Source organism: Dactylosporangium aurantiacum, assembly GCF_000716715.1.
GTDB classification, from domain to species: domain Bacteria; phylum Actinomycetota; class Actinomycetes; order Mycobacteriales; family Micromonosporaceae; genus Dactylosporangium; species Dactylosporangium aurantiacum.
Map to the genome: position 1 here is coordinate 60,772 of NZ_JNYJ01000002.1, position 16,453 is coordinate 77,224.

A 16,453-nucleotide genomic window follows, 5' to 3' on the forward strand; every position below is an offset into this window, starting at 1 on the left:
GGAAACCTGCAATGAGACGCCTTTTCGCACTGGTCGCGGCGCTTGCCGCCGCCGCGGTGCTGACCCCCGCGGCCGCGCACGCCGAGCCCGCCGACGACGGCAACCGCGCCTGGTCGCTGCGGCCCGGCACACCGGACGGCAAGCCGGACAAGCGCACCCACTACACGCTGCAGGGTGTCCCCGGCGCGGCGGTGGAGGAGCAGGTTCTCGTCACCAACAGCAGCAAGGTCTCCGCATCGTTCGTCATCTACGGCACCGACGCGTTCAACACCGCGACCGGCGCCTTCGACCTGCTGCCCGCCGCGCAGAAGCCCACCGACATCGGCACCTGGATGCAGTTCCCCGCCTCGACGGTCACCATCGACGCCGGCGCCACCGTCGCCGTGCCGTTCAAGGTCATCGTGCCCGCGAACGCGACCCCCGGCGACCACGCCGGCGGGGTCGTGGTGTCCCTGGCCACCGGCACCGACGTCAAGGTCGACACCCGGGTCGCGGTCCGGGTGTACCTCAGGATCGCCGGGCTGCTGCGTCCGGTCCTCGCCGCGACGAAGGTCGAGGCCGACTACACCGGGGTCGGCAACCCCTTCGGCTCCGGCAGCGTCAGCGTGTCGTACACGACGGAGAACACCGGCAACATCCGCCTGCGGAGCCACCCGAAGCTGGTCGTCACCTCCGCCCTGACCGGCATCACCCTCGCCGAGCGGCGGCTGCCCGACCTGCCGGAGCTGCTGCCCGGCCAGCGGGTGCCGCACCAGACCGAGATCGGCGGGGTGTTCCCGGCCGGACCGCTGACCGTGCGCGTCGAGCTGGTGCCGTTCGGCGACCCCGAGCAGCCCGTCGGCCAGGCCGTGCCGAAGACCGAGGGGCACACCACCATCTGGGCCTGGCCGTGGCTGCTGCTCCTCGCGCTGCTCATCCTCGGCACCGGCGCCGGCTTCGGAGTCCGCCGCCGGCTGCTGCGCCGCCGCCTGGCCCGCGCCGAGGCCGCCGCCCTGGAGCGCCGCCGCGCCCGCAAGGCGGCGAAGGCCGGGGCGGCGGCATGAGCCGTCACCCGAGCACCGTCGCGCCGGGCGCGCCGTCCCTGGCCGGGCAGGTCCTGGCCGCGGCGGTGCTGGCCGCGATCGTGCTGGCCGCGGCCACCGCCTGCACGACCGGTCCCGCGTCCGCGGTGCCGTACACCGACAGCCGTTCGACCGGGGGCATCGTGCTGTACGACAAGGACGGCACGGCCGTCACCTCCGGCAGGACGAACGACCGGCCGTTCGTCGCGAAGGCGGTCGGCCAGGCCAAGGCCCCGGACCCGTACGACCGCGACGGCCGCAAGGCGACGCTGCTGGCGTTCCTGCCGCGCCAGGACGCCGACCCCACGCAGTGGCACGGCCGGTTCCTGACCGGCGCCAGCGCCTACCCGGACCCCGCGCACCCGACGGTCGTCGCGCCGGACGGCGCCGGGTCCCTCGGCGAGTTCCTCGACGTGTACCCGACCCAGTGGGACGGCCTCGTGCAACTGCGCATCTACCTCGGCGTCCCCGGTGAGGCGACCCTGACGTCGAGCTACGCGACCGCCGACATCAGGGTCAGCGGTGACCGGTGGACGGTCGTGCGCGCCGGCCGGGCCGGCGCCCTCGGCGCGGCGGCGATGACGCTGCGGGAGGGCGGCGCCGACGTGCCGATCGAGGTACGCGTCGACGGCAGCCCGGCCCCGTCCCCGGCCGGCGGCGGTGGCGGCCCCCTGCCGCGCACCGGCACCGACGTGACGACCCTCGCCGGCGCCGGGGCGCTGCTGGTCGCCGCCGGCGTCACCGCGGTCGTGCTCGGCCGCCGCCGCAGGGCGGTGCGGGCATGACCGCCACCTGGACCGACGAGACGACGGCGGCGCCGGGCGCGGCGCCGCTCGCGACGCTCGACGCGCGGGCGATCTCCGCCTGGTTCGGCACCCGCAAGGTGCTCGACCGGGTGTCGCTGACCATGCGGGCGGGCCGGGTCACCGCGCTCATCGGGCCGTCCGGCTGCGGCAAGTCGACGTTCCTGCGGATCCTCAACCGGATGCACGAGCTGGTGCCCTCGGCGCAGCTGGCCGGTGAGGTGCTGCTCGACGGCGTCGACATCTACGACACCGGCCGCCGGCTCACCGACGCCCGCCGGCAGATCGGCATGGTGTTCCAGAAGCCGAACCCGTTCCCGACCATGAGCATCTACGACAACGTGGTCGCCGGGCTGAGGCTCACCGGCGTGAAGATCCGCCGCGCGGACAAGGACGCCCTGGTCGAGGAGTGCCTCATCAAGGGCGGCCTGTGGCGGGAGGTCAAGGACCGGCTGCGCTCGCCCGGCGGCGCGCTGTCCGGCGGCCAGCAGCAGCGGCTGTGCATCGCCCGGTCCCTCGCGATCCGGCCGCGGGTGCTGCTCATGGACGAGCCGTGCTCCGCGCTGGACCCGACCTCCACCCGGGTCATCGAGGAGACGATCGCCGAGCTCGCCGCCGAGGTCACGATCGTCATCGTCACCCACAACATGCAGCAGGCGCACCGCGTCTCGCAGCAGTGCGCGTTCTTCCTCGCGGAGAACGGCGCGCCCGGCGCGATCGTGGAGAGCGGCGACACCGGGCAGATGTTCGGTGCCCCCGTCGACCAGCGCACCGCCGACTACGTCAACGGGCGGTTCGGATGAGCACCGTCCCGCTGCCCGCCGTCGACGGGGACCGGCCGCGCCCGCTCGCCTCCGCCCGCTCGCTGCCGGACCGGATCTTCCGGGGCGGGTCGCGGGGCGTCGCCGTCCTGGTCACCGTCATCTTCGGCGCGATCGGCTTCTTCCTGGCGCTGCAGGCGGTGCCGACGCTGGAGCACTACGGGTGGGCGTTCTTCACCGAGAACGACTGGCTGCCGGAGCGCGACACCGTCGGCATGTCCGCGGTCCTGCTCGGCACGCTCCTGGTCAGCCTCATCGCGATATTCACCGCGTTCCCGCTCGCCCTGTCGTGCGCGCTGTACATCACCGAGTACGCCACGCCGGGCCTGCGCAAGTCGCTGGTGGCGATGGTCGACCTGATGGCGGCGGTGCCGAGCATCATCTACGGGCTGTGGGGCGTCTTCCTGTTCGGCCCGCGGCTGATCCCGGTCGCCCACTGGCTGCACCAGAACCTCGGGTTCATCCCGTTCTTCGAGGTGCGCACCGACCCGGACGCGCCGGTCTGGGCGCAGTCGCAGTACACCCAGTCGGCGTTCACCGCCGGGCTGGTCGTGGCGATGATGGTCATCCCGATCGCGTCCGCGGTGATGCAGGACGTGTTCGCGCAGGCGCCGGTCGGGGAGCGGGAGGCGGCCCTCGCGCTCGGCGCGACCCGCTGGGGCATGATCCGCACCGTCGTGCTGCCGTTCGGCCGGGGCGGGATCGTCGGCGGCACGATGCTCGGCCTCGGCCGGGCGCTCGGCGAGACCGTCGCCGTGCTGATGACCATCAGCTTCGCGTTCGACCTCAAGGTCCGGGTGCTGGAGAACGGCACGATCACCGTGTCGTCCCTCATCGCCAACCGCTTCGGCGAGGCGACCTCGGCCCAGCTCGCGGCGCTGCTCGCGGCGGGTTTCGTCCTGTTCGTCATCACCGTGGTCGTCAACACGATCGCCGCGGTTATCGTCAGCCGCGGCCGCAGCGGCGCGGCCACCGAGATCTGACCCGCAGGAGGGGAGTGTGACCATGAAGGGCACCACCGCCGTGCGCCCCACGCCGGTCCGGCCGGCGCCGGAGCGGCCCGCCGTCGAGCGCCCCCGCCGGCTGCGGGCGCGCACGCTCGACGACAAGCTCAGCCTCTTCGGCGCCGCCGCCGGGTCGCTCGCGCTGACCTGGGTCCTGTACGGCAAGCTCCTGCCGTTCTCGGGGCTCCTCGGCTTCGTCATCGTCTGGTACGTCGTGTTCCTGCTGATGTACGCGACGGTCACCAGCATGTCGAGCCCGCGACCCGTGGTCGTGGACCGGCTGGCCGGCGCCATGGTGCAGGCGGGCGCGGCGGTCGTCGCCGTGGCGCTGCTGTCCACCGTGCTCTACACGTTCATCCGCGGCGTGCCGGTGGCGTTCCACCTGAACTTCCTGACCACGGACATGAGCGGCGTGCGGCCGACCGCGCCGCTGGACGAGGGCGGCATCCTGCACGCGCTCGTCGGCTCGCTCATCGAGGTCGGCATCGCGCTGGTGATCTCGCTGCCGCTGGGCCTGGTGACCGCGGTCTACATGGTCGAGGTCGGCGGCCGGCTGTCGCGGTTCGTGCGGACGGTCATCGAGGCGATGACCGCGGTCCCCGACATCCTCGCCGGCCTGTTCGTCTACACCACGCTCGTGGTCGCCTTCGGGTTCCCGAAGTCCGGCCTCGCGGCGGGCCTGGCGATCGCGGTGACCATGGTGCCGATCATCGCCCGGACCTCCGACGTGGTGCTGCGGGTGGTCCCCGGCGGTCTGCGTGAGGCGGGTCTGGCGCTGGGGGCGTCGCAGTGGCAGGTGGTCCGGCACGTCGTGCTGCCGACGGCCCGCCCGGGCCTGGCCACCGCCGTCATCCTCGGCGTCGCCCGCGGCATCGGCGAGACGGCGCCGGTGCTGATCGTCTCGGGCGCCTCGACGTTCCTCAACTTCAACCCCGTCGAGAACACCATGAACTCGCTGCCGCTGTACATCTTCGTCGGTGTCCGCAGCGGCCAGCCGGCGTTCATCGACCGCGGGTTCGGCGCCGCGGCCGTCCTGCTCCTGGTGGTGCTCATCCTCTTCGCCCTGGCCCGCTGGCTCGCCCGGCCGAAGGTGTGAGCCCGATGCGACCGACCACCGAACGCCACGTACAACGTCACAGAATTGGACGAGGAACCATCGTGCAGACTCCCGCCACCGCCGGCCGGCGGACCGCCGTCGTGGCCGTGCTGGCGCTGGTCCTGAGCCTGGTCGCGCCGGCGGGCCCGGCCGCGGCCGCCGGCCACGCCCGCATCACCGGCACCGGGTCGTCCTGGAGCGCCAACGCCATCACCCAGTGGGTGGCCGACGTGCGCAAGCAGAACCTGCAGGTCGACTTCACCGCGACCGGCTCGGCGACCGGCCGCAAGGACTTCGCCGCGGTCGCCAACGACTTCGCCGTCTCCGACATCGGCTTCCGCGGCAAGGACCCGACGACCGGGCAGCGCGACGACGCGCAGGGCCGGGCGTTCGCCTACCTGCCGATCGTCGCCGGCGGCACCTCGTTCGTCTACCAGGTCCGCGTCGGCGGCCAGCTGGTGCGCAACCTGCGGCTGTCCGGGCTCACCCTCGCCAAGATCTTCCTCGGCCAGATCACCGACTGGAGCGACGCGCAGATCACCGCCGACAACAACGGCCGGAAGCTGCCGTCGCTGCCGATCATCGTGGTGGTGCACTCCGAAGGCTCCGGCTCCACCGCGCAGTTCACCTCGTACCTCGCCAGGCAGTACCCGGACCTGTGGCGCACCTACAGCGGCTCGTCGGAGTTCACGGAGTACTTCCCGGCCACGCCCCGCAGCGGCAGTCGCAAGCCGGTCGTCTCGGTCAACGGCTCCGACTCGGTCATCAACACCGTCACGGCCGGCTCCAGCAACGGCGCCATCGGCTACGACGAGTACTCCTACGCCCTCGGCGCCGGCTACCCGGTCGTGGAGCTGGAGAACCAGGCCGGCTACTTCACCAAGCCGACCGACTTCAACGTCGCCGTCGCGCTGCGCGCCGCCGAGATCAACCTGGACAGGTCCGACCCGCTGACCTACCTGCTGCAGAAGCTCGACAAGGTGTACGTGAACCCGGACAAGCGCACGTACGCGATGTCGTCCTACTCGTACATGATCCTGCCGGTCGGCAACGACGCGAAGATGAACAGCGAGAAGCGCCAGACGCTGCTCGACTTCATGTCCTACTCGATCTGCACCGGGCAGGCCTCGATGGGCGTCGCCGGCTACTCGCCGCTGCCGCTCAACCTGGTGCAGGCGGGCTTCGAGCAGCTGAAGAAGCTCAAGGACATCGACCCGGCGGTCACCTTCTCCGCGCAGCCGGTCACCACGTGCAACAACCCGACCTTCATCGCCAGCGACCCGAGCCGCAACCGGCTGGCGGAGATCGCGCCGAACCCGCCGGAGTGCGCGAAGCGGGGCAACGGCCCGTGCACGGGCAACGGCTCCCCGACCGGCTCCGGCGGCTCCGGCGGCACCGGCTCCGGCTCCGGCGGCGGCACCGGCTCCGGTGGCACCACCGGCGGCACCACCGGCGGCACCGCGGCCAACCCCTCGGCGTCCGGCGCCGCGACGGCCGGTGCGCAGATCGACCCCGACACCGGCGAGGTCGTCAGCGGCGGCGCCGGCGGCGGCGCGGGCGGCGACGTCAACGCCGTCGGCGTCCCCAACGACCTGGCGGCGTTCCGGACGGGCAAGCACATGAAGGTGCTCGGCCCGGCCGCGGCCCTGCTGGTGCTGTTCGTCGTGTTCGGCCCCGCGCTCTTCGGTCGCTGGCTGCGCCGCCGCCGGGAGGAGTCGTGAGCGGGCCGGAGCGTAGCGGAGGGCTGCGAACCATTGGCTCAGGGTGGGGTTCACGCCGGCGCCGGAGCGCAGCGGAGGTGGCGGCGTGAACCGCCGCCGGGTCGCCGCCTTCGTCGTGGTCCTCGTCTGCGCCGGGCTGGTCGTGCCCGGGTCCGGGTTCTCGGCGCCGTCCGACGAGCCGGAGCCCGAGTTCACCGGGTCCAGGACGATGGCCCGCACGCACGTGGACGCCGACGGCACACGGACCACCGTGGACCAGCGCACCGTCACCGCGACCGTCAGCCAGACCAGCAACCTGCGCAACCGGCAGCAGATCCGGGTGAGCTGGACCGGCGCGCACCCGACGCTCGCCACCTCCAGCAACCCCAACAGCGTCCAGGCCCCGCTGCAGGAGTACCCGGTCGTCGTCATGCAGTGCCGGGGCGCCGACACCGCCGAGCAGCCGCTGGACCCCGCGACCTGCTGGACGCAGAGCGTCGAGGAGCGCCGCTACACCGACCCGACGCTGCAGTTCCCGCCGTGGCGGCTCGACCTGTACGAGAGCCCGGCCAACCGCAGGGCGAGCGTCGGCGTACCGGCGTCGGTGCCGCAGACCTGCGACCTGTCCGACGTCACGCTGCCGTCGCGGTTCGTGCCGTTCACCGGGCCACCGCCGCAGCACGTCGTGTACTACCCGCTGAACCGGCGGGAGAACGTGTCCTGCGGCCCGGTCCTCGCCCCCGACATGGTCAACGTCGAGGACAAGGACGCCACCCCGAGCAACACCACCTTCGCCGCCAGCAACAAGGACGGCGCCGGCAGCATCAAGTTCGTGGTCACCACCGACGAGTACAACCAGTCGTTGGGCTGCTCGATGACCGTCGTGTGCTCCCTGGTCGTGCTGCCCGTCATCGGCATCAGCTGCGACCTGCAGGCGGCCGGCCTGCCCGCCGCCGACCGGCCGACGCCCGTGGACGTGCGGTTCTCCGGGGAGAAGTGCAGGAAGTCCGGCCGCAAGGGCGTGGGGGAGTTCTACGACAACAACGACCCCGACCAGGTCGACGTGGCGGTGACCGCGAAGTTCTGGTGGAGTGCGTCCAACTGGCGCAACCGGATCACGGTGCCGCTGAGCTTCGGGCCGCCGGGGAACCTGTGCGACCTCGCCGACGCCAGCACGCCGGTGGACCTGTTCGGCTCGGAGCTGATGATCCAGGCGACCGACCAGTGGTCGACGGCGTTCTGCACCGACCCGAGCCGCTTCAAGTTCCGCCACGTGCGGCTCGGCGAGCCGCAGGCCAAGTCCGCGCTGGTCGCCAGCGGCGCCAAGGCGGCGCTGGTCAGCAGCCCGCCGGCCGAGCCGTACCCGATACCGACGGTGAGCGCGCCGATCGCCGTGACCGGCTTCGCGATCAGCTACGTCATGGACGACGCGCAGGGCAACGAGTACAAGGACCTCAAGCTCAACGCGCGGCTGCTGGCGAAGATGCTCAGCGAGTCGTACCCGACGAAGAGCGACCTGCGCGGCGCCTACGGCACGGCACCGGACAACGACCCGTACCGGGCGCTGGCCGGCAATCCGCTGACGGTGTCGCTGGATCCGGAGTTCAAGGCGCTCAACCCGGCCGTCGGCGACGCGTTCGCCAGCGTGCTGAGCTCCTCGGCGCTGCTGGCGCTGTCCGGCAACTCCGACGTCATGTACGCGCTGTCGGCCTACATCAACGCCGACCCGGAGGCGCGGGCCTTCCTCGACGGCACGCCGGACCCGTGGAAGATGGTGGTGAACCCGCGGTACAAGGGCATCCAGCTGCCGAGGACGAGCTGGCCGCTGCTGGACTCCTTCGTCTCCGAGGACTTCACCCCCTACACCGGCTGCTCGGAGCCGGAGTTCACCGACGGCCTGGCGCAGATCCCGTACCTGCCGCTGCTGTCCGCGCCGGTGCAGGACCTGGGCAACATCGCCCAGCGGGTGCAGTACGCCCTGTCCAACGCCCACGTCAACTGCGTGCTGCTGCGCGACGAGGGCGGCCTGCCGATCGGCGTCAACATGGGCGCGATCGGCCGGCAGGAGTTCCGCGGCCGCTTCATGCTCGGCGTGACCAGCCTCGCCGACGCGGAGTTCTTCCAGCTCAACACGGCCGCCCTGCAGTCGCGCTCGACGGTGCCGGCGGGTGAGCGGTTCACCGGGCGGCAGGGGCGCACGTTCGTCGAGCCGACCGAGGACTCGATGCGGCTGGCGATGACGTTCGCCAAGCAGGACGCGGCGACGAACACCTGGCTGATGCAGTACGACAAGCTGGTCGGCGCCGACGCCGCGGGCGCCTACCCGGGCACGCTGCCCGTCTACGCCACGATCCCGACCAGGGACATCGGCGCGCAGGACGGCGCGAAGCTCGCCCAGCTGCTGCGCTTCGCCGCCGGCGACGGGCAGGTCCAGGGGCTCGGCAACGGCCAGCTGCCGCCCGGGTACCTGCCGATGACCGCCGGCAACGGGCTGGGTGACTTCGTCGCCTACACGCTGCGCGCCGCCGACGCGGTGCAGGCGCAGGCCGGCACCGTGCCGCTGATCGGCGGCGGCAATGCGGCCCCGACGCCGACCCCGACGACGGGCGGCACGTCCGGCGGCTCCGGCTCCGGCTCCGGCTCCGGCAGCGGCACCGGCGGCGGTGGTGCCACCGTGCCGGCCACCGGCTCGCGGCCGTCCGGCGCGGCGCCGTCGACGCCGGCCTCCGCGGCGCCCCCGGCGGCGCAGCGTCCGGCCGGGTTCACCGCCGGGCTGTCCTCGGCCCTGGCGGCGTGGGCGCTGCCGGTCGCCGTGATGATCGCGCTGGCGGCCCTGCTGATCGGCTCGGTCACCCGGGTGGTGACGTTCGTCGTGACCTGGTGGAAGGCGACATGACCGCATCGGTGAAGCCCGGCCCGCGGCACCTGGCCGGCGACGAGCTCGACGACCTCGACGACCTCGTCGACCCGGACGATCCGGACGGCCCCGACGGCCCGGACGGCTTCGACGACCTGGACGACTTCGCCGACCCGGAGCCGGTCCGGCTGACGAGGATTCCGGTGCCGGCCCCGGTCGCGGTGGTCGTGCGGTCGCTGTTGACGCTGGCGCTGCTGGCCGGCTGGCTCGTCGCGTACGCGCTGTGGGTCAGCGCCGTGCAGCAGGCCCGCACACAGCACGAGCTGTACGGCGAGCTGCGGGAGAAGGTGGCCCTGGCCACCGCGCCGATCGGTGGCGACATCGACCCCGGCACCCCGGTCGCGGTGATCGAGGCGCCGGCGATCGGCCTGCGCCAGGTCGTCGTGGAGGGCACCAGCTCCGGGGTCATGCGCGCCGGCCCGGGCCACCGCCGGGACACCGCGCTGCCCGGGCAGCCCGGCACGGCGGTCCTCTACGGCCACGCGGCCGCGTTCGGCGGCCCGTTCCGCCGGGTCACCGAGCTGCGGCCCGGCGACGAGATCACGGTCACCGGCGGTCTGGGGATCATGCGGTACGAGGTCACCGGCCTGCGCCGGGAGCGTGACCCGCTGCCGGCCCCCCTGACCGCCGGCGGTGCCCGGCTGACCCTGGTCACGGCGGAGGCCGACGGCTGGCGCAGCGGCTGGGCGCCGGACCGGGTGGTGTACGTCGACGCGACGCTGCGCGGCGGGGACCTCCAGCCGGGGCTGCCCGGCCGGCCGGCCACGGTGACGGTGGCGGAGAAGGCGCTGCAGGCCGACCCGGACGCCCTCGTGCCGCTGGTGTTCTGGCTGCAGCTGTTCGTGTTCGCGGCGCTGGGCACGACGTGGGCCCGGCAGCGCTGGGGCGGCCCGCAGGCCTGGTTCGTCGGCGGGCCGGTCCTCCTCGCGTGCCTGTGGGGGACCGTGGAGACGCTGTCGCTGTTCCTGCCGAACCTGTCATGAGCCCGCCGGCCGGATCGCCCGGCCGTTCGGTCACCGCCCGGCCACGCATCGTCGGCAGGAGTGTGGCAGGCCGGCGGATCATGATGGACGGTTGTCCATATTCGTGACGGGATGATCGCTGCGGGTGATCGACGGTCGTTAGGATCACGCCGGAGGTGGCCCGGCAATGACAACCGTCGCGCTCGTACGCGGTGCGAACACCACGATCGACGACCCGGCAGTGCAGGTGGCGATCGCCTGGCGGGCGGGCTCGCCGGTCGACCCGTGCGCACTGCTCGTCACCGCGCAGGACAAGGTCCGCGGCGACGACGACTTCGTCTTCTACAACCAGCCCCGCGACACGTCCGGCGCGGTCGAGCTGACCGTGCGCGAGGACGGCGGCGCGAGCCTCGCCGTGCGGCTGGGGCGGCTCCCGGCCGCCGTGGACAAGGTCGTCATCGCCGGCTCGATGGACACCGGCACCTTCGACGCCGTGCCCGGCCTGGAGCTCACCGTCAACGGCCGGCACGGACGGATCCTCGCCAGGTTCCCGGTCACCGGTGTCGAACGGGTCGACGCGATGATCTTCGGCGAGCTGTACCGGCGCGACGGGCAGTGGAAGTTCCGCGCCGTCGGCCAGGGCTTCGACTCGGGCCTGGCCGGACTCGTCACCCACTACGGCGTCACCGTGGACGACGACGCCCCCGCGCAGCCGCCCGCCCCGCGGCAGCCGCGGCCCGACTGGCACCCGCTGCCGGACGACCCGGCGACCCTGCGCTGGTGGACCGGCACCGAGTGGAGCATGCAGACGGTGCCGCGGTGCCAGGAGACGCCGACCACCTGCGGGCGGTGCGGCGGCGCGAAATCCGGCGCGCCCGCCGGCGGCCGGCCGTCGTGCGCCCGGTGCGACACGGAGATCGCGGGCCTGCTGAGCAGCTGGCGGACCAAGGCGGCCAAGGTCCTCGAGGCGTCGGGTCCGCAGGGCCCGGAGTGGGACGCGCTGTGGCAGGAGCTGCGCTACCACCGCATCGACTCACCCCGTGGCCGGGAGGCGCTGCGCCCCGCCGCCCTGCAGCACCTGCAGCAGGTGGTGGCGTTCGCGTTCGCCGACGATCTCATCGAGCGGCACGAGATCGAGGGCTTCGACGACGCGGTACGCCGCATCGGCGTCACCGACCCCGCGATCACCGACATGCGCCGCCGGTTGCAGCGCGGGTACGACCTCGGCCTGATCTCCGCCGGCGACGTGCCGCGCATCGCCGGGACGACCCTGCCCCTGGACGCCGGCGAGATCCTGCACCTGGACACGCCGGCCACCCGCATCAGGTTCTACGCCAACGGGCCGCGTCCGCAGGACGGCCGGCTGATCGTGACGAACACGAAGCTGCGGTTCGTCAGCGACACCGGCGGATCCCAGATCAAATGGAAGAACGTCATGGAGATCCGGCCCGAGAACGGCCGCGTCGTGCTGGCGACCACCAGCGCAGAGGGCGGCAACTACAAGGTCGACGACGCCGAGCACGTCGCCGCCGTCCTCACCGGTGTGCTGCGCGTCGCCAAGCGGATCGCCCAGGTCCCCGCGCAGCGCGACTCGCGCTCCATCCCGGCCGCCATGAAAGCCGAGGTGTGGCGGCTCGACGGCGGCGCGTGCCGGGAGTGCAAGGCCACCGAGTACCTCGAGTTCGACCACGTCATCCCGTGGAGCCGCGGCGGCGCGACCAGCGTCGGCAACCTGCAGCTGCTGTGCCGCCGGTGCAACCTCGCCAAGGGGGCCCGGATCTGAGCGCCGCCGACCCCTTAGGCTCGCAGCGGTTCGCCGACGGGGGAGGAGCAGACCGATGTCCACGACGCAGCACCCGGCCTGGGAGGCCGTCACCGAGGAGCTCGCCGGGGCGCTGACGGCGCTGCGGGCCGAGGACGCCGTCTCCCTCGGCACCGGTGACGTCTGGGTGCAGTTCATCCGGTTCACCCGCGGCATGACCCTGACCGGCCCGGCCGTGTTCGTGCACACCAGCGCCGTCGAGCCCGGGTCGCCGGCCGCCGAAGGGCTGGCCGGGCTCGGCTGGGCCCGCTGGGACGAGCTGCAGACCCTCGGCCGGCCGGAGGTGCCGGCGCCGGTCGACCCGGACACCGCCGCTGGGCTCGCCGACCTCATCGTGCGGACGCTGCGCGACGTGCACGGCGTCGCCGACCCGGGCGGGCTGACCTACAGCTCGTTCAACAACGACGGGCTGCGCGCGCCGCGGCTGCGCACCGTCGCCGCCGAGGCCGGGCAGCGGCCGGCGGACCCGGACCCGGCCACCCTCCTGCCGGACCCGGCACCCAGCTGGCGGCAGTGGTGCGCGGTGTTCGCCGACGGGCTCGGCGACTGGTCGCAGGCGGCGTTCGACCGCCTCGTCGCGGCGCACGGCTGGACCGCCGAGGCGACCGGCCGCCGGGAGCCGGTGTTCGGCATCGGCGACGGCGCGACGCTGCGGGCCGGCAGCTGGGACGCCGGCCACTACGGCCACGGCGAGCTCAGCGCGCTGACCGTGACCCAGCCGGTCGACGCGGACGGCGCCGCCGCGGCGTACCGGCGGGCCCTCGCCGCGGCGGTCGCGGTGCTCGGGCATCCGCCGCTCGTCGGCGACGAGGGCCGCGCCCCGTTCGCCCGCTGGCGCGGCGCCCGCACCACCCTCACCCTCGCCCTGGTGCGGGGCACCGAGCTGCGCCTGGAGGTGGAGCCGACCGAGGCGCGGGAGAACCTCATCTACCACCACCAGAAGTGGATGATGTCGCCGGACGACTGGGCACCGGACGAGCTGTGGACCACCGAGCCGGACGTGGAGGCACCGCAGGCCGGGGCGCTGCTCGGGATGATGTCCTACCCGCACTCCCCGGCGGAGACCCTCGACGGCACCCTGGAGGAGCTGCGGGCGCTGCTGCGCTCCTGGGTGGAGGCGCTGCCGCTGCTGCACCCGTACGCGAGCAGCGCCCGCTGGCGGTTGCGCCGCCCCGGCGGCGACATGGTCGCGGAGGCCGCCGTCACCCCGGACCGGGTCACGGCCCGCTTCGGCTGGTCAGACCAGTACGGCGAGCCGGTGACCGCGGCGCCCAACCCCGACGTCGCCGACGACGTGGTGCGGCGCACCGCCGACGCGCTGGCCCGGGCCGGCGTCACCGAGCCGGCGCAGCTGCGCGGCGCCGCCTGGTCCGACACGCCCGCCGAACGCCTCGACGCCGCCCGGCTCACCCTCCGGCAGGGCTGAGCCGGGCGGGGACGGTTCGGCGCCGCGCGACGGGGTACATCCGGGCGCCGGACCGTGCCGCCCCACCCTGGAGGCTCACCGTGACGAGCACGCTGCCGAAGCCGGAAGCCCGGTTCCACACGCTGTCGATCGCCGAGGTCCTGGCGGTCGAGCGGGTCGAACGCGACGACGGGCTGTCCTCGGCCGAGGTCGCGGCGCGGCGCGCGGCGTACGGGCCCAACCGGTTCGCCGAGGCGCGCCGGGAGCCCCGCTGGCGCGCGTTCGCCCGCCAGTACGCCGACCCGATGCAGATCGTGCTGCTGTGCGCCGGCGTGGGCAGCCTGTACCCGCTCAAGCAGCTCGGCACCGGTCTGCTGCTGCTCGCCCTGACCCTGTTCAACGCGGTGCTCGGGCTGCGCCAGGAGGGTAAGGCGGCGGCCGCCGTCGCGGCGCTGCAGCAGATGATGGTGGTCAAGGCGCGGGTGCGCCGCGACGGCCGGCTCACCGAGGTGCCGGCCGAGGACCTCGTCCCCGGCGACGTGGTGCTGGTCGAGGCGGGTGACGTCGTCCCCGCCGACGGCCGGCTGGTGCGCGCGGCCCGCCTCGAGGTCGACGAGTCCGCCCTGACCGGCGAGAGCGTTCCCGTGGTGAAGGACGCGGCGACGGTACCGGGCAACGACGCCGCCCTCGGTGACCGCGTCGACATGGTGTACATGCACACCAACGTCACCCGGGGCACCGGCGAGGTCGTCGTCACCGCCACCGGCATGGCGACCGAGGTCGGCGCCATCTCCGGGCTGCTGCAGCGCGACGAGGGCGCCGAGACGCCGCTGACCCGGCAGCTGGCCCGCCTCACCGACCAGATCCTCGTCGTGGCCGGCGCCGCGCTGCTGGTGTCGGTGCTGGTCAACCTGGCCCGCGGCAACACGTTCCAGGTGGTGTTCACGGCCGCGGTCGCGTTCGCGGTGTCCGCGATCCCGACGGGCCTGCCGGCCGTGGTGACGACGATGCTGTCGCTGGGCACGCAGGCCCTCGCCCGGGCCAACGCGATCGTCAAACGGCTCCGCTCGACGGAGACCCTCGGCTCCACCTCGGCGATCAACTCCGACAAGACCGGCACGCTGACCCTCAACGAGATGACCGCCGTGGAGCTCACCCTGCCGGGGCGGCACTACACCGTGACCGGCACCGGCTACGGCACCGACGGCGACATCCGGCACACCGGCGGCGAGCCCGACGTGCCGCTGGAGCCCTACCTGCTGCCGCTCGCCCTCGCCTGCGACGCGGTCGTCGCCGACGGGGCGCTCGTCGGCGACCCGACCGAGGGTGCCCTCGTGGTCCTCGCCGAGAAGGGGCACCTGGACGTCGCGGCCACTCGGCAGCGGTACCCGCGGCTGGCGGAGGTCCCGTTCGACGCCGCGTACAAGCTGATGGCCACCTTCCACCGGTGCACCGACGACGCCGGCCGCGACGTGGTCCGTGCCTACGTCAAGGGTGCCCCGGACCAGCTGCTCGCCCGGGCCGCCGCGGTCGACGTGCCGGACCGGCCCGGGCAGCCGCCGGTGGTCATCGACGAGCCGCTGCGCGACCGGTACCTGGCGGAGAACGCGCGCCTGGCCGGGCAGGGGCTGCGGGTCATGGCCACCGCCCGCAAGGACTTCCCCGCGGCCGGGTTCGACCCGGGCGCGGACCTGCTCGGCCTGCTCGACGGGCTGACCCTGCTCGCGCTCGTCGGCATCGTCGACCCGCCCCGGCCGCAGGCGAAGTCGGCCATCGCGACCGCGAAGGCCGCCGGGATCCAGGTCCGCATGATCACCGGCGACCACGCGGTGACCGCCGCGGCGATCGCCGGGCAGCTCGGCATCGAGGGCCGGGCGATCACCGGCGCCGAGTTCGCCGCGATGAGCGACGAGCAGCTCGCCGAGCAGATCGACGGCATCGGCGTCATCGCGCGGGTCACCCCCGAGCACAAGGTGCGTCTGGTCGAGACGCTGCGGGCGAAGGGGCACATCGTCGCGATGACCGGCGACGGCGTCAACGACGCGCCTGCGCTGAAGCGGGCCGACATCGGCATCGCGATGGGCATCACCGGCACCGAGGTGTCGAAGGAGGCGTCGGCGATGATCCTCACCGACGACGACTTCGCCACCATCGTCAAGGCCGTCGCGATCGGTCGCGGCCTGTACGACAACCTGCAGAAGTACGTGCTGTTCCAGATGGGCGCGCTCATCGGGTTCATCGCCACGTTCCTCGGCGCGAGCCTGCTCAACGTCGCTTCCGGGGTGCCGCTGCTGCCGCTGCAGACGCTGTGGGTGAACTTCACCACCCAGGTGTTCCAGGCCGTCGGCCTCGGCTCCGGCAAGCCCGACCAGGGGCTGATGTCCCGCCGCCCGCGCCGCGCCGACGCGCCGCTGCTGCCGGGCCGCACCCTGCTCGGGCTGACCGTCATCGGCCTGGTCATGGGCGCGACCACGCTCGCGGTCATCTGGTGGGCGCAGCGCGCCCACGGCCTCGGCGTGGCCCGCACGATGGGCCTCACCACGTTCTCGGTCCTCAACCTGGTGCTGTCCGTCTCGGTGCGCTGCGACCTGCGCTCCGTGTTCACCCTGGACACCTTCGACGACCGGCGGTTCGTGGCCACCACCGGCCTGTCCGTCCTCGCGATCGTGGTGGCCGCCGAGGCCGGGGTGGCGCAGCGCATCCTCGGCACCGTCGGGCTCGACCTGCGGCAGTGGCTGATCTGCGTGGTGGCGGCCGTGCCGCTGCTGGTCGTCACCGAGCTGCGGGCCCTGGTGCTGCGCCACCGCGCGGCGGAGGCGGCGCGCGCGGACCGGAGCGCAGCGGGGGTGGCGGCATGAGCGG

11 protein-coding genes are annotated in these 16,453 nt (G+C 73.5%); all 11 read left to right on the forward strand.

What is annotated here, in order from left to right:
• Positions 1 to 11 precede the first annotated feature (11 nt).
• Positions 12 to 1,043, forward strand: coding sequence for a WxL protein peptidoglycan domain-containing protein (locus tag OP18_RS02665; protein ID WP_052386120.1), 1,032 nt, complete (start codon positions 12 to 14; stop codon positions 1,041 to 1,043).
• The gene (locus OP18_RS02670; protein WP_033357083.1) at positions 1,040 to 1,846 is read left to right on the forward strand and encodes an LPXTG cell wall anchor domain-containing protein; all 807 of its coding nucleotides are present in this window, start codon (positions 1,040 to 1,042) and stop codon (positions 1,844 to 1,846) included. Before OP18_RS02665 ends, OP18_RS02670 begins: the two co-directional genes overlap by 4 nt.
• Complete coding sequence (locus OP18_RS02675) at positions 1,843 to 2,667, forward strand: phosphate ABC transporter ATP-binding protein (RefSeq protein ID WP_033357084.1); 825 nt, start codon at positions 1,843 to 1,845, stop codon at positions 2,665 to 2,667. The genes OP18_RS02670 and OP18_RS02675 overlap by 4 nt, the downstream gene beginning before the upstream one ends.
• On the forward strand, positions 2,664 to 3,668 hold the full coding sequence (gene pstC, locus OP18_RS02680; RefSeq protein WP_052386121.1) for a phosphate ABC transporter permease subunit PstC: 1,005 nt from the start codon (positions 2,664 to 2,666) through the stop codon (positions 3,666 to 3,668). Before OP18_RS02675 ends, pstC begins: the two co-directional genes overlap by 4 nt.
• Positions 3,669 to 3,690: 22 nt before the next feature.
• On the forward strand, positions 3,691 to 4,785 hold the full coding sequence (pstA, locus tag OP18_RS02685; RefSeq protein ID WP_081970285.1) for a phosphate ABC transporter permease PstA: 1,095 nt from the start codon (positions 3,691 to 3,693) through the stop codon (positions 4,783 to 4,785).
• A 62-nt stretch (positions 4,786 to 4,847) separates the two neighbouring features.
• Positions 4,848 to 6,506, forward strand: a complete 1,659-nt coding sequence (locus OP18_RS02690; protein WP_033357085.1) for a substrate-binding domain-containing protein — start codon at positions 4,848 to 4,850, stop codon at positions 6,504 to 6,506.
• A gap of 85 nt (positions 6,507 to 6,591) precedes the next feature.
• Complete coding sequence (locus tag OP18_RS02695) at positions 6,592 to 9,381, forward strand: hypothetical protein (RefSeq protein WP_033357086.1); 2,790 nt, start codon at positions 6,592 to 6,594, stop codon at positions 9,379 to 9,381.
• The gene (locus OP18_RS51950; protein WP_052386122.1) at positions 9,378 to 10,385 is read left to right on the forward strand and encodes a sortase domain-containing protein; all 1,008 of its coding nucleotides are present in this window, start codon (positions 9,378 to 9,380) and stop codon (positions 10,383 to 10,385) included. Before OP18_RS02695 ends, OP18_RS51950 begins: the two co-directional genes overlap by 4 nt.
• A gap of 166 nt (positions 10,386 to 10,551) precedes the next feature.
• Positions 10,552 to 12,147, forward strand: a complete 1,596-nt coding sequence (locus tag OP18_RS02705; protein WP_033357087.1) for a TerD family protein — start codon at positions 10,552 to 10,554, stop codon at positions 12,145 to 12,147.
• Positions 12,148 to 12,202: 55 nt separating this feature from the next.
• The gene (locus OP18_RS02710) at positions 12,203 to 13,612 is read left to right on the forward strand and encodes a DUF6301 family protein (protein ID WP_033357088.1); all 1,410 of its coding nucleotides are present in this window, start codon (positions 12,203 to 12,205) and stop codon (positions 13,610 to 13,612) included.
• A gap of 80 nt (positions 13,613 to 13,692) precedes the next feature.
• Positions 13,693 to 16,449 carry a cation-translocating P-type ATPase gene (locus OP18_RS02715; protein ID WP_033357089.1) on the forward strand — a complete coding sequence of 919 codons (2,757 nt, stop codon included), beginning with the start codon at positions 13,693 to 13,695 and terminating at the stop codon, positions 16,447 to 16,449.
• Positions 16,450 to 16,453: the final 4 nt, after the last annotated feature.